Source organism: Candidatus Accumulibacter sp. ACC003, assembly GCF_907163085.1.
Lineage (GTDB): Bacteria > Pseudomonadota > Gammaproteobacteria > Burkholderiales > Rhodocyclaceae > Accumulibacter.
In genome coordinates this window covers 534846-559182 of record NZ_CAJQTX010000001.1, presented here as the reverse complement: position 1 = coordinate 559182, position 24337 = coordinate 534846, and the positions used below count along the sequence as shown (strand labels likewise).

27 protein-coding genes and 2 pseudogenes are annotated in these 24337 nt (G+C 63.0%); 17 read left to right on the top strand and 12 right to left on the bottom strand.

Going from position 1 to position 24337, the window contains the following annotated elements; translation table 11 throughout:
• Positions 1–80: 80 nt before the first annotated feature.
• Both QZ656_RS02525 and QZ656_RS02520 read right to left on the bottom strand, forming a co-directional pair.
• A complete protein-coding gene (locus QZ656_RS02525; protein WP_291991898.1) occupies positions 81–275 on the bottom strand; it encodes a hypothetical protein in 195 nt (64 codons plus the stop codon).
• 130 nt (positions 276–405) lie between these two features.
• Complete coding sequence (locus tag QZ656_RS02520) at positions 406–621, bottom strand: glycine zipper 2TM domain-containing protein (protein ID WP_291991897.1); 216 nt, start codon at positions 619–621, stop codon at positions 406–408.
• A gap of 700 nt (positions 622–1321) precedes the next feature.
• Between QZ656_RS02520 and QZ656_RS02515 the strand changes: the two genes are divergently transcribed.
• From QZ656_RS02515 to QZ656_RS02460, 12 genes and pseudogenes are all read left to right on the top strand, one after another.
• Positions 1322–1468 (top strand): lmo0937 family membrane protein, encoded by a 147-nt coding sequence (locus QZ656_RS02515; RefSeq protein ID WP_291991896.1) that lies wholly within the window; start codon positions 1322–1324, stop codon positions 1466–1468.
• Positions 1469–1648: 180 nt separating this feature from the next.
• Positions 1649–2344, top strand: a complete 696-nt coding sequence (locus QZ656_RS02510) for a BON domain-containing protein (protein WP_291991895.1) — start codon at positions 1649–1651, stop codon at positions 2342–2344.
• Positions 2345–2959: 615 nt separating this feature from the next.
• The gene (locus QZ656_RS02505) at positions 2960–3493 is read left to right on the top strand and encodes a DUF6431 domain-containing protein (protein WP_291991612.1); all 534 of its coding nucleotides are present in this window, start codon (positions 2960–2962) and stop codon (positions 3491–3493) included.
• 129 nt (positions 3494–3622) lie between these two features.
• A pseudogene (locus QZ656_RS02500) lies at positions 3623–4258 on the top strand (helix-turn-helix domain-containing protein); the annotation flags it as partial.
• Between the two features lie 364 nt (positions 4259–4622).
• Positions 4623–4964 (top strand): hypothetical protein, encoded by a 342-nt coding sequence (locus tag QZ656_RS02495; protein WP_291991894.1) that lies wholly within the window; start codon positions 4623–4625, stop codon positions 4962–4964.
• A 97-nt stretch (positions 4965–5061) separates the two neighbouring features.
• A complete protein-coding gene (locus QZ656_RS02490; protein ID WP_291991893.1) occupies positions 5062–6504 on the top strand; it encodes a DDE-type integrase/transposase/recombinase in 1443 nt (480 codons plus the stop codon).
• Positions 6501–7346, top strand: a complete 846-nt coding sequence (locus QZ656_RS02485; RefSeq protein WP_291991892.1) for an ATP-binding protein — start codon at positions 6501–6503, stop codon at positions 7344–7346. The genes QZ656_RS02490 and QZ656_RS02485 overlap by 4 nt, the downstream gene beginning before the upstream one ends.
• 157 nt (positions 7347–7503) lie before the next feature.
• Entirely contained in the window at positions 7504–7770 is a 267-nt protein-coding gene (locus QZ656_RS02480; RefSeq protein WP_291991609.1) for a hypothetical protein, read from the top strand.
• A gap of 349 nt (positions 7771–8119) precedes the next feature.
• A pseudogene (locus QZ656_RS02475) lies at positions 8120–8818 on the top strand (integrase core domain-containing protein); the annotation flags it as partial.
• A 1-nt stretch (position 8819) separates the two neighbouring features.
• Positions 8820–9614 carry an ATP-binding protein gene (locus QZ656_RS02470; protein WP_291991886.1) on the top strand — a complete coding sequence of 265 codons (795 nt, stop codon included), beginning with the start codon at positions 8820–8822 and terminating at the stop codon, positions 9612–9614.
• A complete protein-coding gene (locus tag QZ656_RS02465; protein ID WP_291991891.1) occupies positions 9611–9811 on the top strand; it encodes a hypothetical protein in 201 nt (66 codons plus the stop codon). Before QZ656_RS02470 ends, QZ656_RS02465 begins: the two co-directional genes overlap by 4 nt.
• Positions 9781–10347: a septal ring lytic transglycosylase RlpA family protein gene (locus QZ656_RS02460; protein WP_291991890.1), complete on the top strand. Its 567-nt coding sequence runs from the start codon at positions 9781–9783 to the stop codon at positions 10345–10347. Before QZ656_RS02465 ends, QZ656_RS02460 begins: the two co-directional genes overlap by 31 nt.
• A 127-nt stretch (positions 10348–10474) precedes the next feature.
• On the opposite strand, the gene QZ656_RS02455 is transcribed toward QZ656_RS02460, so the two are convergent.
• Positions 10475–10897, bottom strand: a complete 423-nt coding sequence (locus QZ656_RS02455) for a carboxypeptidase-like regulatory domain-containing protein (protein WP_291991889.1) — start codon at positions 10895–10897, stop codon at positions 10475–10477.
• Positions 10898–12009: 1112 nt separating this feature from the next.
• Between QZ656_RS02455 and QZ656_RS02450 the strand changes: the two genes are divergently transcribed.
• From QZ656_RS02450 to QZ656_RS02430, 5 genes are all read left to right on the top strand, one after another.
• Entirely contained in the window at positions 12010–12543 is a 534-nt protein-coding gene (locus tag QZ656_RS02450) for a DUF6431 domain-containing protein (protein WP_291991888.1), read from the top strand.
• A gap of 129 nt (positions 12544–12672) precedes the next feature.
• Positions 12673–14001, top strand: coding sequence for a DDE-type integrase/transposase/recombinase (locus QZ656_RS02445; RefSeq protein WP_291991887.1), 1329 nt, complete (start codon positions 12673–12675; stop codon positions 13999–14001).
• Between the two features lies 1 nt (position 14002).
• Complete coding sequence (locus QZ656_RS02440; protein ID WP_291991886.1) at positions 14003–14797, top strand: ATP-binding protein; 795 nt, start codon at positions 14003–14005, stop codon at positions 14795–14797.
• The gene (locus QZ656_RS02435; protein ID WP_291991885.1) at positions 14794–14994 is read left to right on the top strand and encodes a hypothetical protein; all 201 of its coding nucleotides are present in this window, start codon (positions 14794–14796) and stop codon (positions 14992–14994) included. Before QZ656_RS02440 ends, QZ656_RS02435 begins: the two co-directional genes overlap by 4 nt.
• Before the next feature lie 328 nt (positions 14995–15322).
• Entirely contained in the window at positions 15323–15706 is a 384-nt protein-coding gene (locus tag QZ656_RS02430) for a hypothetical protein (protein ID WP_291991884.1), read from the top strand.
• Positions 15707–16050: 344 nt separating this feature from the next.
• Here QZ656_RS02430 and QZ656_RS02425 read toward each other — a convergent pair whose 3' ends face one another.
• The 9 genes from QZ656_RS02425 to QZ656_RS02385 all read right to left on the bottom strand — a co-directional run bounded on the left by QZ656_RS02425 (position 16051) and on the right by QZ656_RS02385 (position 24292).
• Positions 16051–17379: an alpha-amylase family glycosyl hydrolase gene (locus QZ656_RS02425; RefSeq protein ID WP_291991883.1), complete on the bottom strand. Its 1329-nt coding sequence runs from the start codon at positions 17377–17379 to the stop codon at positions 16051–16053.
• A 61-nt stretch (positions 17380–17440) separates the two neighbouring features.
• Complete coding sequence (locus tag QZ656_RS02420; RefSeq protein ID WP_291991882.1) at positions 17441–17629, bottom strand: hypothetical protein; 189 nt, start codon at positions 17627–17629, stop codon at positions 17441–17443.
• 91 nt (positions 17630–17720) lie between these two features.
• Positions 17721–17990: a hypothetical protein gene (locus QZ656_RS02415; RefSeq protein ID WP_291991881.1), complete on the bottom strand. Its 270-nt coding sequence runs from the start codon at positions 17988–17990 to the stop codon at positions 17721–17723.
• 240 nt (positions 17991–18230) lie between these two features.
• Entirely contained in the window at positions 18231–18719 is a 489-nt protein-coding gene (locus tag QZ656_RS02410; RefSeq protein ID WP_291991880.1) for a phasin family protein, read from the bottom strand.
• A gap of 263 nt (positions 18720–18982) precedes the next feature.
• Complete coding sequence (locus tag QZ656_RS02405) at positions 18983–20272, bottom strand: cation:proton antiporter (protein WP_291991879.1); 1290 nt, start codon at positions 20270–20272, stop codon at positions 18983–18985.
• A complete protein-coding gene (locus QZ656_RS02400; RefSeq protein ID WP_291991878.1) occupies positions 20269–20931 on the bottom strand; it encodes a hypothetical protein in 663 nt (220 codons plus the stop codon). Before QZ656_RS02400 ends, QZ656_RS02405 begins: the two co-directional genes overlap by 4 nt.
• A 198-nt stretch (positions 20932–21129) precedes the next feature.
• Positions 21130–21333 (bottom strand): CsbD family protein, encoded by a 204-nt coding sequence (locus QZ656_RS02395; RefSeq protein ID WP_291991877.1) that lies wholly within the window; start codon positions 21331–21333, stop codon positions 21130–21132.
• A gap of 220 nt (positions 21334–21553) precedes the next feature.
• A complete protein-coding gene (locus QZ656_RS02390) occupies positions 21554–23947 on the bottom strand; it encodes an EAL domain-containing protein (RefSeq protein ID WP_291991876.1) in 2394 nt (797 codons plus the stop codon).
• A gap of 144 nt (positions 23948–24091) precedes the next feature.
• Positions 24092–24292, bottom strand: a complete 201-nt coding sequence (locus QZ656_RS02385) for a hypothetical protein (protein ID WP_291991875.1) — start codon at positions 24290–24292, stop codon at positions 24092–24094.
• Positions 24293–24337: the final 45 nt, after the last annotated feature.

Genomic DNA, 24337 nt, shown 5'->3' with positions numbered 1-24337 from the left:
CAGCGCTCACGCTAAGCCAGATCAGGGACCTTGCGAACCGTTCGCTGACACGACAAGCGGTCGCGCGCGGTTGCGACATCCTATTTCTTGTCGCCCTTGGCAGCGTCCTGGATGGCATCACCGGCCTTCTCGACCTGCTGTCCAGCTTTCTCTAGCGTCTTGTCGATTTCCTTGCCCGCTTTCTCTGCCGGGCCTTCCTGCTTCTGGCAGCCGGGTAGTGCGATGAGCAGCGCGCTCATGAGCAAGGCTGCGCTGATTGATCCAACGTGTTTCATCTCTGATTTCTCCTGGTAGTTTGTTGGCCCCGCAGCGGCAGTGACCATGACGGTCGCGTCGACGGCAGGATCAGGGCAAGGAGCGGGCGCGAGGCAGCTGCCGGGAAGGCCAGGCGCATCGCTCTTCGCATCACTTGCTGACTTCGTGACCGATCACGCCGCCAATAGCCGCGCCACCGACCGTGCCGACGGCGCTACCGCCCGTAAGAATGGCTCCTCCGACGGCACCGGCGCCGGCGCCGATGGCGGTATTCTTGCCCTGCTGCGACATGCCGGAACACCCACCGAGGCCGAACAAGACGGCTGCGGCGAGTGCGCTGAACGTAACTTTCTGAATCGTTTTCATGGCCTTACCTCATTCTCGAACATGGTTTTTCGGGGAAGTCATGCCTGGTAGACCAGCGCTCGCGACTTGCCCAAGCACGTCGTCTTCGCCAGATCCAGGTCATGATCTCTTGGTTCTCCTCGCCAGGACCGCGCTGCTTTCAGCCGCTGGCCATTGCCGCGATGCCGAGGCAGCAGATGCTCGGGCGTGAATCACTTGCCCGAGATTACGCAGACCCGAGTCTGCAGTCTGTCTCCCAGCGAACATAGGCGCCGCAGACTGGCGGTTTTTTCCATCCCGCACGGCTGTCGGGCGTCGCCCGACAACGCCGCAGGAATGTGCTCCACCAAGGACTTGTCTGCATGCGCAGATACGCCTTTCTGGGCATTGCGCCAAGCAGGTCGTTGGCGGCGGGAAATTGCTTGCGGGTTTGCACGGTCTTCGGCTTCAGTTTTTGTTCCCTTGCGCCAGGACCAAACGGAAGAAATCAAAAAGCGGCTTCGGTCCTGGTATGTGCGGCGGCGCACTGACCCGGCGTTTCCCGACGACCGAGAATTGTTCCGACTTCAGCCGGTATGTTCGCTATCGAACGGAGTCGTTGTGACTCGAGGTATCTAATCTCATCAGCAGAGAGACAGCCGGCGGATTCAGGCAGGCCCCCTGCAATTCCTGGCCGGTTGAAAAGCCAGGCCCGACGTGACGCTCGAAAGGAGAAATTGCCATGCTGTACACGATTGCTGTTGTTCTGCTGGTCCTTTGGATGTTGGGGCTGGTTAGTTCCTACACCTTGGGTGGTTTCGTTCACATTCTGCTGGTGATCGCAGTCGTGATGTTCCTCGTTGGTGTGATAGGTCGGCGCAGGGCGTAGCGGCCCGGACATCTGCTGGGCACCACGAAGAAGCTGTCCCTCTCGCCAACAATCAGTCGGCGGAGCCAATCGCCGAATTCGTCAGGATTCTCGAGCAAAAGGCATTACCCGATGTGACGCATGGTGGCAGGAGTTTCCACCGGCGCCTCACTTGACAACTTTACTTATGAAGGAACGACCATGAACAGAATCAAAATGACCGCCATAGCAGCAACGATTACCCTTGCTTTCAGTGCCGGCGCGATGGCTGCATCGGGCATATCAAAGGACGAATACAAAGCCGACAAGAGCAAGATCGCGGCCGAATACAAATCGGCCAAGGCATCCTGTGGATCTATGACTGGCAACGCAAAGGACATCTGCGTGGTCGAGGCCAAAGGCAAGGAAAAAGTTGCCAAGGCCGAACTCGAGGCCCGCTACAAACCGGGCGATAAGAGCAGCCAAGCGGTGGGTATCGCCAAGGCAGAGGCGGATTACGCCGTGGCCAAGGAAAAGTGCGATGACAAGGCTGCTAACGACAAGAAGATCTGCGTGCAGGAAGCAACCGCCGCAGAGGCCAAAGCCAAGGCTGACGCCAAGAAGCCGATGCAGCCTACCACGGCAGCGGCCGATGAGAAAGCTGCTGCACCGGCGTCCCATGAATCCGCCGGTGCATATGTCGACGACACCCTTATCACGACCAAGGTGAAGGCAGCGGTATTGGGCGAGTCTTCGCTGAGCTCGGCAGAAATCAACGTCGAAACCTACAAAGGCACGGTACAGCTGACCGGCTTCGTCGGATCCCGCGCCGATATCGACAAGGCCGTCCAGGTCGCCAGGGGTGTCAAGGGCGTGACGTCCGTCAAGAACGACATGATCGTCAAGGGCCAACAGTAAGTCAAAACGGCCCCCTGAACGCTGTTTCAGGGGGCCGCCTCGTTGATGGCGGCAGGGTATCCCGAACCTGCCGCTCAACTACCTCATTTCCGGCGCGCCTGACTACCGACGAGATGGCGCCTGGTCGCACCGTTGGCGTATCGCGGCAGACAAAGCGTTCTTGGGGATGTCGTATGCCTTCGCGCGCTTACCACATCGCCTTTGCCGACGAGACGATTGACGGGAGTGTGAGCGTGTGACACCAATCGGCTACGAGTCCGACGCGCCCAAGCGCCATCGCCCCTCATGGAGAATTGACATCGTGCGGAAGATCTCCAGATTCAATCGACTGTCCATGTTTGTGATGATCTGTAGCGTCGGCGCGATGGTGTTCACACCCCATGCACATGCCGTCGGCAGTACGGCACCGCAGGAAACGGTTTCGTCACGGCATGCCAAGTGTTACGTCCGCCGCTCTCCCGGGTCTGACGGCGCGCTTCATCCCGAGAACGGTCAGAGCGAAAGAAGGCGGCCTGCCTGAAGGATGTTGGGACGAAGTGAACGAAAGAAGGGCCGGGACAACTCTGCTATCGTGGGAAGTTATCAAGACAAACCACACAGCAAAGCGCCCAGCCCATGCAGCGAATTGTAGCCGGCATCGAGACGATCGAGCAGCATCTTGAGGCCATCAAGCAAACCCCCGAAGCGTATCGCCCGCCGTGCTGCCCGCATTGCGGCCTGAAGATTCTCTGGCAGCACGGGCACTACGAGCGCAAGGCCGACCGGCGAGCCGGGCAGGATTCACTCAATCCGGTGCCGATCTGCCGCTACTGTTGCGCTGGATGTCGGCGCACGTGTTCGCGTCTGCCGGCGTGCATCGCGCCGCGCCGCTGGTATGACTGGTCAGTGCAGCAAGCGGTCCTGGCACAGCGGCTGAGCGGTGCGCCCGATCGCCCCGGCGCACCCGGCGCGGCGCCCGAGCGGCGCACCGCCGGTCGCTGGTGGGCCTGGCTCCAGGAGCGCCGCCTGCTGTTCGAGTTTCACCTGCGTGCTCGCTTTGCCGACCTCGGGCGGACGGTCGACGGCAGCGCTTTCTGGCGCCGGGTGTTCGAATCGATCGGCCTGGCACAGGCCATGACCTGGCTTGATCGGGAGATCAGCGTCCCGTGATGAACTGATTCCGAACGAGCGGCAGACGGTGAGGTCCCCGCCCGGGCGGGGACCCCACACAGTTTGCTCCTGTCATTAGAACGGCCGTTCTGGTTTGATCACCGCTCCGATTTATCACCAGGAGTGGTTATGAACCCGATTGATCCGAAAGCCCTGTTTCGCCTGTCCGTTCTCGGTCCCCTGATCAGCCGCGAGCGGCTGGAACGTGGCGAACTGCAACAGCTCCTCCGGGAGCTGGCCAGCCGCGAGTACGCCATCCCCGGCAGCCGTCGGCGCTATCTGAGCGAGAAGACGATTCAGGCGTGGTACTACGCCTGGCGCCTCCACCAGCTTGATGGCCTGACGCCCAAGGCGCGCGCCGACCGCGGGCAATCGAAGCTCCCGGCCGCCACCCAGGCGGCCATTCTCGCCGCCAAGCGCGACAACCCGCGGCGCTCGCTGTGCCAGATTCGACAATTGCTCGAAGCCACCGGCACCGTTGCCCGAGGCCGCCTGGCCCGGTCGACCATTCACCGTCTGCTGCAGCAGCACGGCCTGTCACGGATCAGCGGCTCGGCCAGTCTGCCCGAGGAGAAACGCAGCTTCGTCGCCGCGACAGCGGGGGCGATCTGGTATGGCGACGTGATGCACGGCCCACGCGTGCCGATCGACGGCAAACTCGCCAAGAGCTATCTCGTGTCGCTCTTCGACGACGCCTCCCGGCTACTCACGCACAGCGCCTTCTGCCCCGGAGAAACCGCCCTGGACATCGAGGGCGTGCTCAAGTGAGCACGGTCACCAATCGTGATGGAATTTGCTGCCTGACGGGTCAAGCAGAGTGATGTTGAGGGGGTGACCCCCCTCAGGGGACTTGAACAAAGGCACCCGTTGGGGGAGTCTCTGGTTTCGACGCCAAGAGACCATTCCAGTGTGCCATGCCCTCCTGCAAAATCCCCAATTTTTTCGATGGTTGCTGCGCGTTGACACGGAGCTGGCGGACGAGGCGCGAGCGGCAGGATGTGCGTGCGGCGGCGTTCTGCACCGCGCTGACTATCCGCGAAAGCCCCGTGGGTGCCCGCCGGAAGCGCGTGCCGACTTTGCTCGGCGGTTCAGCTTCTGCTGCAACGCTTGTCGTCGTCGGACGACGTCGATGTCCGTACGTTTCCTGGGCCGGCGCGTCTATCTGGCGCTGCTGGTAGTGCTGGGTTCTGCCCGGCATGCCGGGCAGAACCCAGCGGCGGCGCGGCTCTCCATGACCCTGGCGATTCCGTTGCTTACCCTGGCGCGTTGGCGTCAGTGGTGGAAAGAACAGTTTCCGCTGACCGCGCTATGGCAAGCGTGTTGTGCGCGCTTCATGCCGCCGGTAACTGACGACTTCCCGAGCCGTTTGCTGGAACGTTTTGTCGGCGACGCCACAGAAGCCATGGGGCATTTCCTCCTCTTTCTGGCGCCGATCACGGTCCGGCCGAGCACGTTGCGTGGGGGGTGCTGATGACCCGCAGAAGATGTCGATAGGCCCGTTCCTCAAGGGCTTGTAGCCTTCACTTCCCGTCCTGGTGCCGCCGGCACCGACCTTCTGGAAGACCCTTTTGACCTCTCACATCGATCCCCTCAAACGCGATCGCTGGGCGCGCCTGCGCTTTGCGATCATCGGCCCCTTGCTGGCGGCTCCGCCCGCCGCCGGCGAGTTATCCCCGGCGCTGCGCGCCCTGTCGACCAAGTCCTGGCGGCATCCGGTATCGGGACAGGAGGTGTGCTTTGGCGCCTCGACAATTGAGCGCTGGTACTACGCGGCCCGCGCGGCCGCCGATCCGGTCGCGGTTCTCAGGAATCGCCTGCGCAGCAACGTCGGTCGGTTCAAGAGCATCACGCCCGTGGCCATCCAGATTCTGACCGCCCAGTACCACGAGCATCCGGGCTGGACGGTGCAACTGCACTTCGACAACCTCCGTGTCGCCCTGGCCGGGAGCGACTCTTCCCTGGCGTCGTATCCGACGATCCGTCGCTATCTCAAGGCCCGGGGAATGTTCCGCCAGGCGTCCGCCAAACGGGCAACCGCCGGGGCGCTGTTGGCCCGGGATCGGCTCGACCGGCTGGAAGTCAGGAGCTACGAAGTCGACTATGTCGGCGCACTCTGGCATCTCGACTTCCATCACGCCTCACGCAAGGTTCTGACCCGAACCGGCCTGTGGGTCAAGCCGCTGCTGTTTGGCGTCATCGACGATCGCTCCCGGCTGGTCTGCCATCTGCAGTGGTATCTCGACGAGACCGCCGAGAGTCTCGTGCACGGCTTGTCGCAGGCCTTCATGAAGCGCGGATTGCCACGAGCCCTGATGACCGACAACGGCGCCGCCATGCTCGCCGAAGAGACCGTCGGCGGCCTCGCCCGTCTGGGTGTCGTGCATCAGACCACCTTGCCGTATTCGCCCTATCAAAATGCCAAACAGGAATCGTTTTGGGGGCGCATCGAAGGGCGCCTGATGGCGATGCTCGAAGGCGAGAAATTGCTGACGCTGGACCTGCTCAATCAGGCCAGCCAAGCCTGGGTCGAACAAGAGTACCACCGTACGCTCCATTCCGAGATCGATGCGACCCCCTTGGCGCGCTATCTCGCTGGGCCCAGTGTTCGCCGTGACTGCCCGGATACTGGCACGCTGCAGGCCGCCTTCCGGATTGAGGTCGCGCGCCGCCAGCGGCGTGCCGATGGCACGGTCAGTCTGGCTGGCATACGCTTCGAGATCCCCGCCAGTTATCGGCACCTGCCGGTGGTTCATCTACGCTACGCCCGCTGGGACCTCAGGCACGTCGATCTCGTGGATCCGAGCACCGGCGTCGTGCTTTGCCCGGTCAAGGTGCTCGACAAGTCGGCCAACGCCGATGGTCAGCGTCGGCGCCTCGCGCCCGTCACGACAGAGGCTCTGGCGCCGCCGTCTACCGGGATCGCGCCGCTGCTGCGCCAGCTGCTCGCTGACTACGCTGCGACGGGCTTGCCGCCTGCGTATTTGCCGTCCGCCGACAAGGAGCCGGCATGAACCATCGGCTCCTCGCCCTCTACGGGCTGAAGTGGAATCCCTTCTCCCCTGAATTGCCGATCGAGGCCCTCTTTGTTCCGCCCCGGATCGAGAACTTCTGCTGGCGAATCGAACACGCTCAGCTGCGCGAAGGGGGCTTCGCGATGATCCACGGCGATCCAGGCACCGGCAAAAGCGTGGTCTTGCGCCTCCTGGCCGACCGTCTGGGAAGTCAGTCGGACGTCACCGTCGGCGCGATCAACCATCCGCAGAGCAACCTGGCCGATTTCTATCGCGAAATGGGCGACATCTTCACCGTGCCCTTGCGCCCGCATAACCGCTGGGGTGGCTTCAAGGCGCTGCGCGAAGTCTGGTTCGCGCATCTGGAAACGACCCGTCGCCGGGTGGTGTTGCTGGTCGATGAGGCGCAGGAGATGAGTCCGGCCGTTCTTTGCGAGTTGCGCCTGCTCGCCAGTGCGCGCTTCGATTCGCAGCCGCTCCTGTGTGTGGTGCTGGCCGGCGATGCGCGTCTCATCGAGAAGCTGCGTCGTGAGGAGTTGATCCCGCTCGGCTCCCGCATCCGTACCCGCCTCGCCACCGAGTATGCGTCGCGTGACGAGTTACTCGCCTGCCTGACCCATCTGCTGAGCCGCGCCGGGAACGCCAGCCTGATGACCCCCGCGCTCTGTCATACGCTGTGCGATCACGCCGCCGGTAACTACCGCATCCTGACCACCCTCGCGGCCGAACTGCTCGCCGCCGCGGCGCAGCGTGAGTTGCCGCAACTCGACGAGAAACTTTACCTCGAGGTCTTCGCGTCACCCGAGACCCCTGCGCAGCGTCGCGTGGCGGCCGGCCGGTGACGACCCTCCCGCCAGGCGACGGGCTCGCGCTGTTGTGCGATCACGCCCAACGACCCTTGACAGCTGCCTCGGACGGTACGACGCCTGCGGACCTTGGGAGGAGCTACCGCAGAACGTTCCGTTCTTCTCGTGACGGGCACAAAAACAGGAGGACAAGATGACCGAGCCCTTGGTGACCGTCACGAAAAGAGGCCGCCCACCCCAGGGCGAGCGAGCGATGACAGACCGAGAGCGCAAGCGTGCCCAGCGGATGCGCGACCGAAGAACGGTCATTGACGCCATCGGCAATGAGACCGACGCGCCACTTCGAGCGCTGCTCGACCTCCTGGGGCGAGTGGAGGTATCCGACCCGGCTCGTTCTTCAGCCCGACGGGCATGGTTGGCTTTCGGTCAGCGGTACGGATTCATGACCGTCACGGAATGACCAGAGGCGACAGGAACGACGGACGGAAAGTCCCCTCGGGAGGCGTCGTCTTGGCCCTTTCGACGAACGAGCCGACAGAAGGGGAGGCTCTTTGACCAGGAAAGGCGTCAAGAGGACCGTGGAATAAATGGGCCGGCTTCATCGGCCCGTTTATGCCGCGAAAGCCTCTTGACGCCTTGGAGGGTCCCGATGCTTGCGAGCAGTTGCCGGGGAAGTACTTGTTCATCCCCGGCGGCTGCCTCGCGACGAGCGCGGGGTCTGGGGCGGAGCCCCAGGGTCGCCTACCATCACCCCTACCAACCATCGCCGTAGGTGAACATCTGAACATCAAATCGGGTGATCACACTCACTCAAGCAGGCGGTGCTCAAACGCGGCATTCCGCTCAAGCTGGTGGTCGATAACGGCGCCGCCTACCGCGCCGAGACGCTGCAAGGGATCTGCGCCCGGCTCGGCATCCATCTGATTCACTGTCGGCCGTACGCGCCCGAGGGCAAAGGGAAGTTGGAGCGCTGGCACCGCCGCTGCCGCGATCAGTTTCTCAGCGAACTCGATGAGCGCCATATCGCCAGCCTGGACGATCTCAATGCTCGCCTGTGGGCCTGGCTTGAACAGGTCTATCACCGCAGCCCGCACGCCGGTCTCGCCGGCATGACGCCGTTGGCGCGTTACCAGCAGGACCTGTCCAGGATTCGTCCGTTGGGGCCGTTGGCGGCAAGCCTCGATGCCCTGTTCCAGCATCGCGTCACGCGACTGGTCAGGAAGGATGGCACGGTATCGTATCAGGGACAACGCTTCGAGGTGCCCTTTGAACTGTCGGGCAAAACGGTGTCTCTGGTGGTCGATCCGCATACCGAGACGGTGATCGGCGTCGAGGACGAGAAAGGGGAATCGATCGGTGCGGCGACGCCACTCGATGCGCTGGCCAATGCCACGCGCCAACGACGCCAGCCTGACCCAGCGGACGCTAGCCCGCCCCAGAAAGGGACGAGCGGCCCGAATCTGATCGAGCAGATCTATCAGCAGTACTACGACCCCGAAGGAGAGTGAGGTGGACCTTCAACACTTTGGTTTGCGGCATCCGCCGCTGGGCAAGCAAGCGGCCGAGCTGTGGGATGACGGTACGCTGGGACAGTTGGCCGAGCGCTTTGCGTGGTTGTTGCACTCGCCGGGGGTCGGGCTGATCACCGGCGAACCGGGGGTGGGCAAGACGGCGGCCTTGCGCCAATTGACCCGTGGCCTGAATCCGCATCGTTATCAGGTGATCTATCAGGCGGAGACGGACTTTGGTCGGCTGGATATCTATCGCGGTCTGGCACGGGCGCTGGGCGTCGAGCCGGGGTATCGGCGGGCGCAGCTGTGGCGCGATCTGAAGGAGCGGATTCTGCAGTTGGTCGATAGCCGTCAGCTGATGCCGGTGTGGATCATCGATGAGGCGCAGAATCTGCCGCCGGAGTTCTTTCGGGATTTGCCGGCCTTCCTCAACTTCGCCTTCGATACACGCGATGTGATGGCGGTCTGGTTGATCGGCCATCCGACACTGGCGCAAACGCTGGAGCGGGCGCCGTACGCGGCGCTGGCGGGGCGAATTCAGGTGCGCGTGCAGCTCAAGCCGGTGCTCGAACGCGAGCGCTTCGCGCAGCTGATCCAGCACAGTTTGAAGAGTGCCGGTTGTACCAGTACGCTGCTCAGCGATTCGGGCCTGGAGATCGTGCGCCAGGCGAGCAAGGGCTTGCCGCGGCACGCCGGGCGAATTCTGCGCACGGCGATGCGCCTGGCGGTGCCGCGTGGCCTGAATCATTTGCCGGACGATCTGTTGCAGTTGGCGATCGAGGAATTGCGATGAAGCGCCGCTCTGCCGAGCCGCTATTCCCCGACGGCCTCTCCGATGAAAGCGTGGCCGCGCTCAGCCACTTCCTTCACCAACTCGCCGTCGCTTGCGAAAGCCGCTATGCCGTGCAACTTCGCCGCTACCACCAGCGGCAGATGAATCTGTACGATCCCGAAGCCCCTTGGCGGACGCCACCGCTGCCGCCTCGGTAGGGCCTTCATCCCACGCTGCCGCCGGGATCACTCTTCCGGTTGCAGCATGGGACTCGGCCATCGTTTCAACCTCGAAAAGCTTGGGCCGAGGAGTCTGGATTAGGGCCGGACGTAACACCAAGTCGCTGGCCAAGCCCAAGCTTGACCGGTCGGGCCATAAGCGAGTTGGTAAGGCTTCGTTCTATGCGAAAAAATTTGCCGGCAAAAAAATGGCGGACGGCACCGCAATGAAGCCGCACGGTAGCAACGCGGCGAGCAAGACGCTACCGCTCGGCACCACCGCCAAGGTCACCAACATCGACACCGGGCAGAGCGCGGTCGTCACCATTCAAGACCGTGGGCCGCACGTGAATGGGCGGATAGTGGATCTCTCGCCGTCCACGGCGCAGAAGATCGGCATCACGCAAGACGAAGGCGTGGCCAAGGTGGAGGTCGCCCCAATCGCGGTCCCGATGCCTGACGGCAGTGTGAAATCCGGCGTCGCGGCACAGGACGCCAAGACAGATGGGCGCCCCTCCAGCATTCGCGCCAAGTGACGATCCGAGTATGCATTTTGAGTTTTCCGTCTACCGGCCGCGAACTATTGGGGGATGCGGAAATCGATCACCACTGACGGTCATTGTCCGAGGCGCCGCCGCTCGCAGCGACCGGCCTTGCTCCGTGTTATTCATGGTCCCAGCGGAAATCGACCGTCTTGAGCGCCGTCGCGTCGACGGCAACCGACTGCTCGAGCGCCTTGCCAGCGTAGCTCGCGATTACCCGATATTTGCCCACTGGTAATTTTGCCAGGAACCACGGTCCATCGGAGATAGCCTCCAGGATCGTCTTGCCCTTCGCGTCAGCGATGCTAACCCGCACGGCGCTCAGGTAGGCTCCCGACTTCATGGCGAAAACCAGCTTCAGGTTGAACTCGCTGACGCGGTCCCTGAGTCGCTGCAGCGATTCTTCGCCTACCCCGCCCGAGACATAGGGCAAACCAGCCGCTTGCTGGACGATGGGTCCATCATCCGCTCTGGCATCGCTCACGAACGACCCAAAGGTCATCGCCGTAATCACCAGGCCGTGCACGAGAAATCTATTTTCCATTTTGAAACTCCGATTCATGGGCCGAGGAACAGATTCAGATAGCTTGGCTTGCCCAACTGGCGTCGTCCCCGGTCACCCAGGGGGCACGTTCAAGTCGCTCACCGCGGCGAGGGTCCGAGGCATACGGCGCGACCAGGAGCAGTCGAGCATCGACGAGAAGTACGGCGGCAGGAAAATGGTTCATGGCCTGGGCCCCAACGGGCCGGATGACTTCATCGCAGGTCTGTCGCCATTCCACCGCTGCGGCGAGCCGTGAACTCGCGTTCATGGCTCGCCCCGGGCGCCCTTAGCGAGCCGGAACGATCACCACGGTGTCGCCCGTTGTATGGCCTTTCGCGCCCGTGCTGCCCTTCGCACCGGTACTACCGGTTGCGCCGGTGCTGCCGGTGCTACCGGTTGCTCCGGTATCACCCGTCGCGCCGGTGTAGCCGGTTGCGCCGGTGCCGCCCGTGGCGCCCGTAGCACCGGTGCCACCCGCGGCACCGGTGCCACCGGTGCTACCCGTTGCCCCCGTACCGCCCGTGGCGCCTTGCGGACCGGCCGGGCCAGCAGGAAGCGTAAAGCAAGCACTCAGCGCAAGTGTCATAAGGGCTACGACTGTCAGTTTCGAATATTTCATGGCGATTCCTCTTTTTGGACTTACGAGAAGCACACACCGCATGGTGAGCAATTCTCCGGAATTGATCAGTTTCCGTTGGTATCAATCAGCGTCGGCAAATCAGGCCATCGCCGCTACGGCAGCGGATCAGTCGCCGCCTTGCGGGTACCGCTGCAAGGAGTACGCCAATTCTGCGCCCCACCGTTTGCATGCAGAGTAACTGTGCTTTGCCGTCGGCTCTGTACGCTAGCGCGCATAGCGCCGTCCTCACTCCGATGAATGCCCGGGCGCCAGGGTAGCTCCGACCACAAGGTCAAAGGGAAAGGCGTTTCGTCCGGTGTTACGTCCGCCGCTCTCCCGGGTCTGACGGCGCGCTTCATCCCGAGAACGGTCAGAGCGAAAGAAGGCGGCCTGCCTGAAGGATGTTGGGACGAAGTGAACGAAAGAAGGGCCGGGACAACTCTGCTATCGTGGGAAGTTATCAAGACAAACCACACCGCAAAGCGCCCAGCCCATGCAGCGAATTGTAGCCGGCATCGAGACGATCGAGCAGCATCTTGAGGCCATCAAGCAAACCCCCGAAGCGTATCGACCGCCGTGCTGCCCGCATTGCGGCCTGAAGATTCTCTGGCAGCACGGGCACTACGAGCGCAAGGCCGACCGGCGAGCCGGGCAGGATTCACTCAATCCGGTGCCGATCTGCCGCTACTGTTGCTCTGGATGTCGGCGCACGTGTTCGCGTCTGCCGGCGTGCATCGCGCCGCGCCGCTGGTATGACTGGTCAGTGCAGCAAGCGGTCCTGGCACAGCGGCTGAGCGGTGCGCCCGATCGCCCCGGCGCACCCGGCGCGGCGCCCGAGCGGCGCACCGCCGGTCGCTGGTGGGCCTGGCTCCAGGAGCGCCGCCTGCTGTTCGAGTTTCACCTGCGTGCTCGCTTTGCCGACCTCGGGCGGACGGTCGACGGCAGCGCTTTCTGGCGCCGGGTGTTCGAATCGATCGGCCTGGCACAGGCCATGACCTGGCTTGATCGGGAGATCAGCGTCCCGTGATGAACTGATTCCGAACGAGCGGCAGACGGTGAGGTCCCCGCCCGGGCGGGGACCCCACACAGTTTGCTCCTGTCATTAGAACGGCCGTTCTGGTTTGATCACCGCTCCGATTTATCACCAGGAGTGGTTATGAACCCGATTGATCCGAAAGCCCTGTTTCGCCTGTCCGTTCTCGGTCCCCTGATCAGCCGCGAGCGGCTGGAACGTGGCGAACTGCAACAGCTCCTCCGGGAGCTGGCCAGCCGCGAGTACGCCATCCCCGGCAGCCGTCGGCGCTATCTGAGCGAGAAGACGATTCAGGCGTGGTACTACGCCTGGCGCCTCCACCAGCTTGATGGCCTGACGCCCAAGGCGCGCGCCGACCGCGGGCAATCGAAGCTCCCGGCCGCCACCCAGGCGGCCATTCTCGCCGCCAAGCGCGACAACCCGCGGCGCTCGCTGTGCCAGATTCGACAATTGCTCGAAGCCACCGGCACCGTTGCCCGAGGCCGCCTGGCCCGGTCGACCATTCACCGTCTGCTGCAGCAGCACGGCCTGTCACGGATCAGCGGCTCGGCCAGTCTGCCCGAGGAGAAACGCAGCTTCGTCGCCGCGACAGCGGGGGCGATCTGGTATGGCGACGTGATGCACGGCCCACGCGTGCCGATCGACGGCAAACTCGCCAAGAGCTATCTCGTGTCGCTCTTCGACGACGCCTCCCGGCTACTCACGCACAGCGCCTTCTGCCCCGGAGAAACCGCCCTGGACATCGAGGGCGTGCTCAAGCAGGCGGTGCTCAAACGCGGCATTCCGCTCAAGCTGGTGGTCGATAACGGCGCCGCCTACCGCGCCGAGACGCTGCAAGGGATCTGCGCCCGGCTCGGCATCCATCTGATTCACTGTCGGCCGTACGCGCCCGAGGGTAAAGGGAAGTTGGAGCGCTGGCACCGCCGCTGCCGCGATCAGTTTCTCAGCGAACTCGATGAGCGCCATATCGCCAGCCTGGACGATCTCAATGCTCGCCTGTGGGCCTGGCTTGAACAGGTCTATCACCGCAGCCCGCACGCCGGTCTCGCCGGCATGACGCCGTTGGCGCGTTACCAGCAGGACCTGTCCAGGATTCGTCCGTTGGGGCCGTTGGCGGCAAGCCTCGATGCCCTGTTCCAGCATCGCGTCACGCGACTGGTCAGGAAGGATGGCACGGTATCGTATCAGGGACAACGCTTCGAGGTGCCCTTTGAACTGTCGGGCAAAACGGTGCCCCTGGTGGTCGATCCGCATACCGAGACGGTGATCGGCGTCGAGGACGAGAAAGGGGAATCGATCGGTGCGGCGACGCCACTCGATGCGCTGGCCAATGCCACGCGCCAACGACGCCAGCCTGACCCAGCGGACGCTAGCCCGCCCCAGAAAGGGACGAGCGGCCCGAATCTGATCGAGCAGATCTATCAGCAGTACTACGACCCCGAAGGAGAGTGAGGTGGACCTTCAACACTTTGGTTTGCGGCATCCGCCGCTGGGCAAGCAAGCGGCCGAGCTGTGGGATGACGGTACGCTGGGACAGTTGGCCGAGCGCTTTGCCTGGTTGTTGCACTCGCCCGGGGTCGGGCTGATCACCGGCGAACCGGGGGTGGGCAAGACGGCGGCCTTGCGCCAATTGACCCGTGGCCTGAATCCGCATCGTTATCAGGTGATCTATCAGGCGGAGACGGACTTTGGTCGGCTGGATATCTACCGCGGTCTGGCACGGGCGCTGGGCGTCGAGCCGGGGTATCGGCGGGCGCAGCTGTGGCGCGATCTGAAGGAGCGGATTCTGCAGTTGGTCGATAGCCGTCAGCTGATGCCGGTGTGGATCATCGATGAGGCGCAGAATCTGCCGCCGGAGTTCTTTCGGGATTTGCCGGCCTTCCTCAACTTCGCCTTCGATACGCGCGATGTGATGGCGGTCTGGTTGATCGGCCATCCGACACTGGCGCAAACGCTGGAGCGGGCACCGTACGCGGCGCTGGCGGGGCGAATTCAGGTGCGCGTGCAGCTCAAGCCGGTGCTCGAACGCGAGCGCTTCGCGCAGCTGATCCAGCACAGTTTGAAGAGTGCCGGTTGTACCAGTACGCTGCTCAGCGATTCGGGCCTGGAGATCGTGCGCCAGGCGAGCAAGGGCTTGCCGCGGCACGCCGGGCGAATTCTGCGCACGGCGATGCGCCTGGCGGTGCCGCGTGGCCTGAATCATTTGCCGGACGATCTGTTGCAGTTGGCGATCGAGGAATTGCGATGAAGCGCCGCTCTGCCGAGCCGCTATTCCCCGACGGCCTCTCCGATGAAAGCGTGGCCGCGCTCAGCCACTTCCTTCACCAACTCGCCGTCGCTTGCGAAAGCCGCTATGCCGTACAGCTACGCCGCTACCACCAGCGGCAGATGAATCTGTACGACCCCGAAGAGCCTTGGCGGTTGCCGCTGCTGCCGCCTCGGTAGGGCCTTCATCCCACGTTGCCGCCGGGATCACTCTTCCGGTTGCAGCATGGGACTCGGCCATCGTTTCAACCTCGAAAAGCTTGGGCCGAGGAGTCTGGATTAGGGCCGGACGTAACATCCGGCCAGGCGACGCGGCGATTGCCGGAGCAAGAAGCGTGGGGGGCGCCAAAGTCCGGCGCCGCACGGGGAAGCCACTCGGCACTCTCGGCACGGCGGCAGATCGCACGCACAACCGAGCGTGCACTTGCAGTTAAGCCCGAGAAAGCTTCGCTCCGATCTGTACGCCAGCGCACAGAGCCCTCGTTCCTTTCCCATTATGCTGACTACGGTGCTGCTCGAGAAGGCGCGCATCAAGTCTATCGAAAGCCTGCCTGAGCGCCTTCAAGCCGAACCCTTTCAAGTTTTTCAACCACAAGGAAGCATTGCCATGTCAAAACGAGACGATTACATCGAGACGATGAAACTTCAACTCGATGAGCTGAATACCAAGATGAGCGCGTTGGAAGCCAAGGCGAAAGAAGCAAAGGCCGATGCGCGCGCGAAATACGCGGAGGAAATGGGCAAACTGCGCCAGCAGTCGGATCAGGCTCTCGGCAAGCTCGAAGAACTGCGGGTTGCCGGCGAAGGCTCGTGGGACGCCATGGTTGCGGAAATGGAAAAGGTTCGCGACGCCTTCGTCCATTCCTTCAAGTACTTCAAGTCGCAGCTCTAAGCTGCAGCGCAGGAGCGACGAGCGAAAACTCGTCTCAAGGCAGCGCGCGCGGCAACTTGCGGCAAGGGTTTCGCGCGCCACCTTCAGCAGCCAGCCACGTAGTCAGTACTCCAGGTCCAATGTCTTCTGATTGGCGTTTGGCGGAGCAGCAAGGTGCTGCTCTCTGATTGCCGCGAATGCCGCCGAGACAGCATCGAACTCCGGGTCGACACGTCCGTGTGCGCCAGATGCGGTGGCCAGCGCCAAGTCCAACTTCGAATGCAGTGCACTGCGCTCGCCAAGACGACATGGGCGCAGCATCGTCGCCAGCGCCGACAAGCTTCCCACGACGGTCACTGTGTCGATCAGTCGACAGACGGGCCAGCCGACGACCAGATTCCCCATCCGTGCGCTGGCAACTCGGTCGCCTCCGGCTTGGCCAGGGCGTTCCCGGCGACCGCGACCAACCCGGGCGGAATGGTGCACGCAACGCTTACATCATCCGTGTTCAACACCGTGAGCAGCAGGTGCTGCTGTGAGCGAACCTCGAACGTCATCGAGCGGTTGGCCAGCTGCCTGACCTTGAGCGCGCCATCGACGAGCCAGGGTCGAGCACGACGGACGGCGATCAATTCACGATGCATTTGCCAGATGAGCAGACTGTCGCCGGCCAATTCGCCGGGGAGAAACGCTAAGGGCTTGCGAATCTCCGCGTCGCCGCCCTCCCGATCGTACTTGCGACCTTCTGCTCCCTGCTCGTCGCCGGCGTAGACGGCCGGGATGCCCGGTATGGTGAACAAGATCGCCAGCGCATGCGCCAGATGGCGCCGGTCGATCAGTTTTGTGGCAATTCGCGTCGTGTCGTGGTTGCCGACGAAATTCCACGGCACGAAATGCGGGCAGAAATCGATGTGACGCTCCAGCGCATGTGCCAATTCGTAGAAGTTGCGCTCGTTGAGAGAACTCCAGATGGCTTTCCAAAGTTCGTATTGCGTCACAGACGTCAGCCGTGAGGCTTTGGCGATAGCTACGTAGTCGCCATGGATCACTTCGCCGAGCAGCAGCAGATCCGGCCGCAGCGCCCGCACGCGATTCGCAAAGGTCGCCAGGAAAGCCGCCGGGATCGCGTAAGCCGCGTCCAATCGTAGCGCGTCGACGCCACGTTCCAGCCAATAACGGGCGACGTCCACGGCCCAGTCGAGGACCTGGCCATTGGCGTGGTTGAGCTTCACCAGCTGACCGTGCCCCTCGAAGTTGGCGTAGCTGAATCCGTCGTGTCCCTGGCGATCGAAATTGATGTGAAACCAATCCGACCGGGCAGATTCACGACCGTGCTCCAATACGTCAACAAAGAAAGCATGGCCGCGTCCGACGTGGTTGAAAACGACATCGAGCCCCACTCGAAGAGCCCGTTGGTGGCACTCATCGATGAGGCGCACCAGGTCCATTTCGCTGCCCAGTCGGCGGTCGATGCGAAATGGATCGACGACATCGTAGCCGTGCGATGCCGATTCGAAGACCGGGCCCAACAGCAGTCCCGTCACGCCGAGTTCCACGAGGTGGTCTAGCCACGCCACCAGGTCCGCCAGTCGATGGGAAATCGGGCCGCCGACTGTACCAGGGGCAGGATTCCGATCGTCCGCGCCGAGAAAGCCGAGCGGATAGAGGTGATACCAGATTTCACTGCCGGTCATAAAGTGCCGTTCCCTGATTGCTCGTACATTGCGCCTACTTGCTCGTCGGCCTTGTCCCGGTTCAGCCGCCACTGCCGGCTGCCGGATTGGCAACTGGCAGCGCCAGTGTCTTGACACCGGCCGCGATTTGCTCGGGCGAAGCATACTCGCCAGGCCAATTCGAGACAACGCCGCTCGTCCCCGGAACCCGATTGCCGTCGAGCCCGGCTTGGTCGAGGGCAACTACCAGGCTGCCGAGGATGGCGTTCATCGCACCACAATGGACTGCCAACTGACCCGCTCTGGACACCACCGGAAGCGAACTGTGAAATCTGCCAATCAGGGGGCAGCTGCGAATGGTGTCAGGCGGTGGTGCACGACGAGGGTGTTCTTTCGCGGCAGGTCAATGTGCTCTGCTGTCGCAAAGTCATTGACACGTTCCCGGCGCACGCCCGACACGGCAGGGATTCGCGCAGGTGATTAACGGCGATCTCCCAGTATTCAGACGATTCGGGCGCGGCGCTGTCACTGGCATCGCGCAGGGCCTCGATCCACAGGACCTCGGCCTTGTCGTCGCGACCGCCGGCCTTGCTGGCGACCCATGGCAGGATCTTGGGGTACATTTGCCTCATTTCAGTCTCCGTGGTGTGCCGTCATCAAGCGGACTCAAACGCCTTGTCTTCGGCTCGTTGTGAGGTCGCTGGAAAGCAGGCTTCTTGCAGCGTAGGCTGGCAATCGAACAAGGTCTGTGCGCCAGCGCACCCGACACGTTTCGGCATGAGCTTCCTGGAAGTACGCGCTCAAGGAACGGCATTAGCCAAGAAAAAGCCCCGGCTTGCGGGGCTCGTTCATCAGCACCGTGGTTTGCCTGCTCAGGCGTCTTTCTTTGCCAGAGAGGCCGCCGAGCTTGCGATTCGGGCGCTGACGTCACCGGCCACTTTGGCGTTGGCGGCCGTCATGTCGGTAATCTGCTGCGCAAAGCCCTTGAACTGCTCGAAGCCTTTGAGCCACCCCGCGCTGGGGTTTGAGCCATCGCCATGCGGCGCGAAGTAGGACGTGATGAGGCTGCTCACCTCTTTCTGCGTTTCGGCGGCAATTTCCTGTACGCCCTTGAGGTAATCAGCGGCGTTGGTTTTCGCTGCTCCAGCCGCTCCGGCCAGCAGCTTCGGCTGCTCCTGCTGGCCTTTGGCCTGGCCCAGGGAGCTGACGGCGGCGCTACCGCCCGCCAATGCAGCACGAGTCGCATTCAGGTTCAGGGTAGATAAACGTTCAAGGTTGGAAAAAGCAAGTTTCGACAACGTCATGAAGGCCTTGGTGTTGATCTCGACGGCGCCGATCAGGTCTGGGCTGGCAGATAGCATGGTGTTACTCCTTTTGGGATTGAAAACAGGAATTGAGCGGTACAGGAATGCCGCGCTAAAACAGCGATTCAGGTAAGCACCAACTGCGAACTCCAAGAGCAGCTTGCGCGAAAAACTCCACAAACACTGTTCGCTGGCGTACGTAGCGCCGAACCTTTCATTCCTTCTTGCGCGGGCGCTCGGCAGCAAGCGCATCGATCAGCCAGCCTGGCCGGCGGCACATAGCCTTCCGCGAGGTACCCAGGTCTCCGGCGCGGGGCGCATCAGCCAGATCGCCAGAAGCGGTTCATCAGGGGCTTGACGCTGGCGCCGTGCACGAGGATCGACATCGTGACGACGATCAGCGTCATGTGGATGAGCTCCAGCGCGACGTTTTCCGGGAGGCCGTGTTCAATGGCGTACATCAGATAGTAGAGCGAGCCGATGCCACGCACGCCGAACCAGCCGACCATGCCGCGCAGGCGCGCTGGCGTGCGCGAGCCGAGCAGCGCGAGCGCCACGCTGAGCGGGCGGGCGACGAGAAACAGGAACAGGGCGAGGCTCACCGCACGCCAACTCCACGAATCGAGGAACAGCGAGCCGCCGACGAGCAGGATCAGCAGCAGTTCCGAGATCCGCTCGAGATGCTCCTTGAAGATCAGCGAGCCTTCGCTGACGGTCGGCACCGGATCGCCGCCACCTGGCGTAGCGACCGGATCGTTCCCGGCAAGCCCTTTTTCCAGGTTGGCGGCGCGCGCGTTGATCAGCTTTACTTCGGTCTGGCGAAGCGCGACGGCGGCGAAGAACACCGCCAGAAAGCCCCATGCGTTGACCAGTTCGCTGAGCCCATAAACGACGCCGATTAGTCCCAGGCCGAGAAAATCGTCCATCAACTGGTGGTCAAAACGTCGGCTGCGCAGGGTCCAGCCGAGCCGCCCGAGAGCAGAACCGAGGACCAGGCCGATCGCGATCCCGGCGACGGTCGCCCACAACACATCGACCAGCGCCCAGCGCAGACCGAAATCGCCGAGGTCGTGCAAGCCGAGCAAACCGAGGCCGAGCATCACGAACGGGAAGGCGCTGCCATCATTCATGCCGGCTTCGCAGGTGAGATCGAAGCGCAGGCGGTCGCGGTCGCCGGGATGACGAATCTGGACGTCGGTGGCGAGGACCGGATCGGTTGGCGCGACGATGGCACCGAGAAGCACCGCAGCGCCGAGGGACAGTCCGAGCGCGTAGTGGGCAAACGCGGCCACCATGGCGACCGTCAGGACCATCGACGCCGATGCCAGCAGCAGCGGTGTTCGCCAGCGATCGAGCCGCATCGGCGCAGGCATCTTGACGCCGGCGGCAAACAGCGAAATCAGCACCGCCACTTCGGTCAGCACTTCCAGCAGGGCCGATTCCTTGAGCGGGTTGAAGTGAAAGGCGTTGAGTAGCGTCGGCCCGACGAGCAGACCGATCGCCAGGTAGATGATCGCCGAGGTCACCGGTAGGCGCTTGATGAACGACGGGGTCAGACCCATGACGAGCAACAGGCCGCCGACCAGCAGGAACCACAGTGCTCCGGTCATCGCCGCTTGGCTCTTTGAAGGTCTCGGATGCCGCCCAGCGCGTCCCCGATCTTGCCGGCGGGCGCCTGACGATTGCGCTCGCCGTCGCGCTGCCGGCAACGATGGCGCCGCTCTGCCAGGCGTCGACCGTCCAGGCCAGCTGCCGCGGCTTGGCGACCTCCTGGCGGCTGACGACCTGGCCGGCGCAGGTCAATGATGCCAGGCATGGCTGCGGCTCCCCTGCACCAGGCCGTCGCCACTTCGTCGCAGCGGACGAAAAAGCTCTTCAGGACGCTCGGTCCGAAGGTCGTGAGCAGCGCGACGTCGGCGGCGTCGCGCTCGTTGTCGGTCTCCCAGGCGGTCTTGGTCGGGCATGCGAACTGGTAGCCGAAGCGGATCCGCTGATGAACAAAATCGCAGATCGCCTGCACGCGTGCCCAGCCGAGCGGCGTGTGCTCGAACAGCCGCCATGCCTCGGTGGACAGTCGATCGGTTTCGCAGTGGCGGCTGCCGAGCAGGAAGGCCAGCGTCTCCTCCGGCAGATCCTGGAGGGCGATCTGTTGCGCGTCCCGATTGACGTCGTCCAGCCGATGCGGATATTCATTAGAGAGTCCACCGACCTGCTGGCTGGGCGCGACACGATCGCCTGCTTGCTCGTCGGCGGCTAACGGCCATGACATGTCAGCGATCGCTGCAGATCGACCAGCAGGCGGCGGAAATTCGCTTACCAGCATGCTCGCTGCTGACGACGTAGAAGTCGCTCCGGCGCTCGGGATTGACCGCAAGAACTCACCAGACCAGGGCATGAGCAGCGGAAACGAAGCAAGCGCCAATGGCGCTTGCTTCGTGAAAACGATGGGCAGCTATGCCCATTGGGCCTACGGCTTCAAGGCATCCTTGACTGCGTCCCTGGCGTCTTTGACGTCCTCTTTCAGGTCGCCGAGATGTTCCTGCACCTGGCCTTCAGCCTGATTCTTCAATCCCTTGGTCTGCTGCTCCGTGCTGCCTACCAGTTTGCCGACCTCTTGCTGAATTTTGCCGCCCAGGTCCTTTGCTGCGCCCTTGACTTGATCTTCGTTCATCGTGAACTCCTGTGTAATGGTTTATATCTCTGATCGTCGAACCAGCTGCGGTTCGTCCAGCGACTCGCGGTCATCAAACAAGCGATACCCCGTGTCGATGTCGAGAGACTACGATCAAGGGGGGGTCAAGTTCTGTGCGCTAGCAAACATTGGCGCTTACGCGGGCCGGCCTGGCGCAATCCGATCGACTGCCCGCTGGTGACGACAAGAATGCCTGCCGTCAGTGTTCGGGTTTCCGTGGGCCCACCTTCCAGGTCCGCGTCGAATGCGTTGCCGGTTTGCTGTGGAATACGCAGCCGCGAATCCAGCCGGCCGGCCGACACCAGGGTTGCAAGTCATTTCCCGCAAGCAGCAAGCGCGCGAAGTCCTCGGCGCACAGCGGCCGACTGAACTGAAAGCCTTGCCCCTCGTCGCAGCGCTGCGTCTGCAGGAAGGCGAGCTGCTCTGGCGTTTCGATGCCCTCGGCGATGACCCGCTGCTTGAGATTTCTCGCCATGCCGATCACCGCGCTGACGACGCTTGCGTCATCGGCATCGCTGGCGATCTCGCGCACCAGGGATTGGTCGATCTTCAGGGTTCCAATCGCAAAACGCTTCAGATCCCTCAGACTCGAGTAACCAGTACCAAAGTCGTCGATGGCCAGCGTCACTCCCATGGTCTTGAGAGCGTCAAACACCGCTGCCGACGACTCGCTGTTGTGCATGAGAACGCTTTCCGTCAGTTCCAGCTCGAGATAGCGCGCGGCCAAACCGCTCTCCTTCAGGCTCAGGGCAACGCTTTCAAGAAAATCCCCGTGTCTGAACTCGACGGCCGAAATATTGACCGCCACCGGTACCGCGTGCAGGCCCGCGTCCCGCCACTCCTGGACCTGCCTGCAGGCTTCGCGCAGCACCCAGCGGCCAATCGGGACGATCAGGCCGCACTCTTCTGCAATCGCTACGAACTCGCCCGGGTAGAGCAGTCCACGATCGGGATCCCGCCAGCGGATCAGGGCCTCGGCACCGGTCATGGTGCCTGAAGCCAGATCGATCTGTGGCTGGTAATGGAGGACGAACTCGTTCTGCTTGAGGGCGCGGCGCAGGCTGCTCTCGACGAACAGCCGGCGCAGCGCGCTGGTGTTCATGTCGGCCGTGAAAAACCGGTAGGTGTTACGGCCGCATTCCTTGGCGTGATACATCGCGGTGTCCGCGTTGGCGATCATGGTCTCCGCGTCGCTGCCATCATCCGGATAGACGCTGATGCCGATGCTCAGGCTGACATGAAGTTGCTGCCCACCAATGAACTGTGGCACGGCCGCGGCGGCGTGCACCTTCTCGGCAACATGGGCTGCATCCTGGGCTTGCTCGATGTCCGCCAGCACGATCACGAACTCGTCACCGCCGTGGCGGCATACCGTGTCGGTGGCGCGCACACAAGCCAGCAAACGGCCGGCAAGCGACTGCAGCAATTGGTCGCCTACCAGATGCCCCAGGGAATCGTTGATGTCTTTGAAATGATCCACGTCCAGGAACAGCAGCGCGACTTGCTTGCCGTGCCGCCGCGCCAGAGCGATGGCGTGCGCCAGCCGTTCTGTCAGCAGCGACCGGTTTGCCAGGCCGGTGAGAATGTCGTGCTGGGCCAGGTGGGCCATCTTGCGCGTCATCGCCCGCGATTCGCTGACGTCGTGGAAGACGATCACCGCGCCGACGACCTGGCCATAGCGGTTGTGGATGGGCGCGGTGGAATCCTCGATGGCGCACTCGGCTCCGTCACGGCGCAGCAGCAGACAATCGGCGATCAATCCGACGCTGCAATCCTCGGCGATGGCGCGTTGGGCGGGATTCGCAGCGGCCTGGCGCGTCGTGCCGTCGATGATCCGGAACACCTCGGAAAGTGGTCGGCCCAGGGCGTCGTCGCGAGACCAGCCGGTCAAGGCCTCGGCGACGCGATTGAGATAGCTGACCTTGCCGAGAAGGTCAGTGGTCAGCACCGCGTCGCCAATCGAGTTGAGCGTCACCTGGACCCACTCCTTTTCCTCGAACAAGGCTTCTTCCGCCGCGTGCAGCACGAGCTCCATCGACTTGCGCACACTGATGTCTTCAACCGTCTGCACGTGCGCTTGCATTGTCCCCCGGTCACTCAGGGCAGTCGCGTTCAGGCGCGTCCATACGACGCTGCCGTCTTCCCGCAGAAAGCGGACTTCCGACTGGAATGGCTCCCGGGCGTGTGCCGCCGCGTGCCACGCGGCAAGAGCGCGCGGGCGATCCTGCGGATGGATAGCCCAACTCCAGTTCGTTCCCAGCGTCTGCTCGAAGCTTCGCCCGGCTATGGTGTGATACGCGGCATTGCTATAGACGCAACGACCCTGTGCGTCGGCGACGAAGATGCCCAGCGGTGAGGCATCGCTAATGGCGCGGAAACGCGCCTCGCTGTTGCGCAGCGCGCCCAGGCTGGCCTCGCGCTCGATGGCCTCGCACAGGGCTGGCAGGCGGCGGGGGGCGACAGGCTCATCGACGCCGCCCGGCAAGGCCGGGTGCGCGTTTTCCTTGTCGCCCGTAGCGACGAGCACGGCCAGGACAATTTTAGCTTCGGCGGGATCGTCGACGAGAAGCACCGCGGTCGGGGAATTGTTCATGGCCTGTACCGCGAGGGCTCGGGGTCGTTTGCTGGGCAACGGGCGCTGGTGAATATCGGCCGCCCAGCGCCCACGCCAGGCCAGGAAAGGGAGCTTGCGATACCTTCGGTGGCGCGACGCCAGCTCGCGTGTGCTTGCAACATCCTATTGCTTGTCGCCCTTGGCCGTTTCCTGGATGGCTTCACCCGCTTTTTCGACCTGCTGCCCAGCCTTCTCGACGACCTTGTCGATGGCCTTTCCTGCGTGCTCTGCCGGGCCTTCGCCTTCGTGCTTCTGGCAAGCCGATAATGCCAGGAGCAATGCGCTCACGAGCAAAGCGGTGCTGATTGATCGACGGTGTTTCATTTCTGCTACCTCCTGGTCATTCGATTGTCCGGCTGTGGGAGTGAG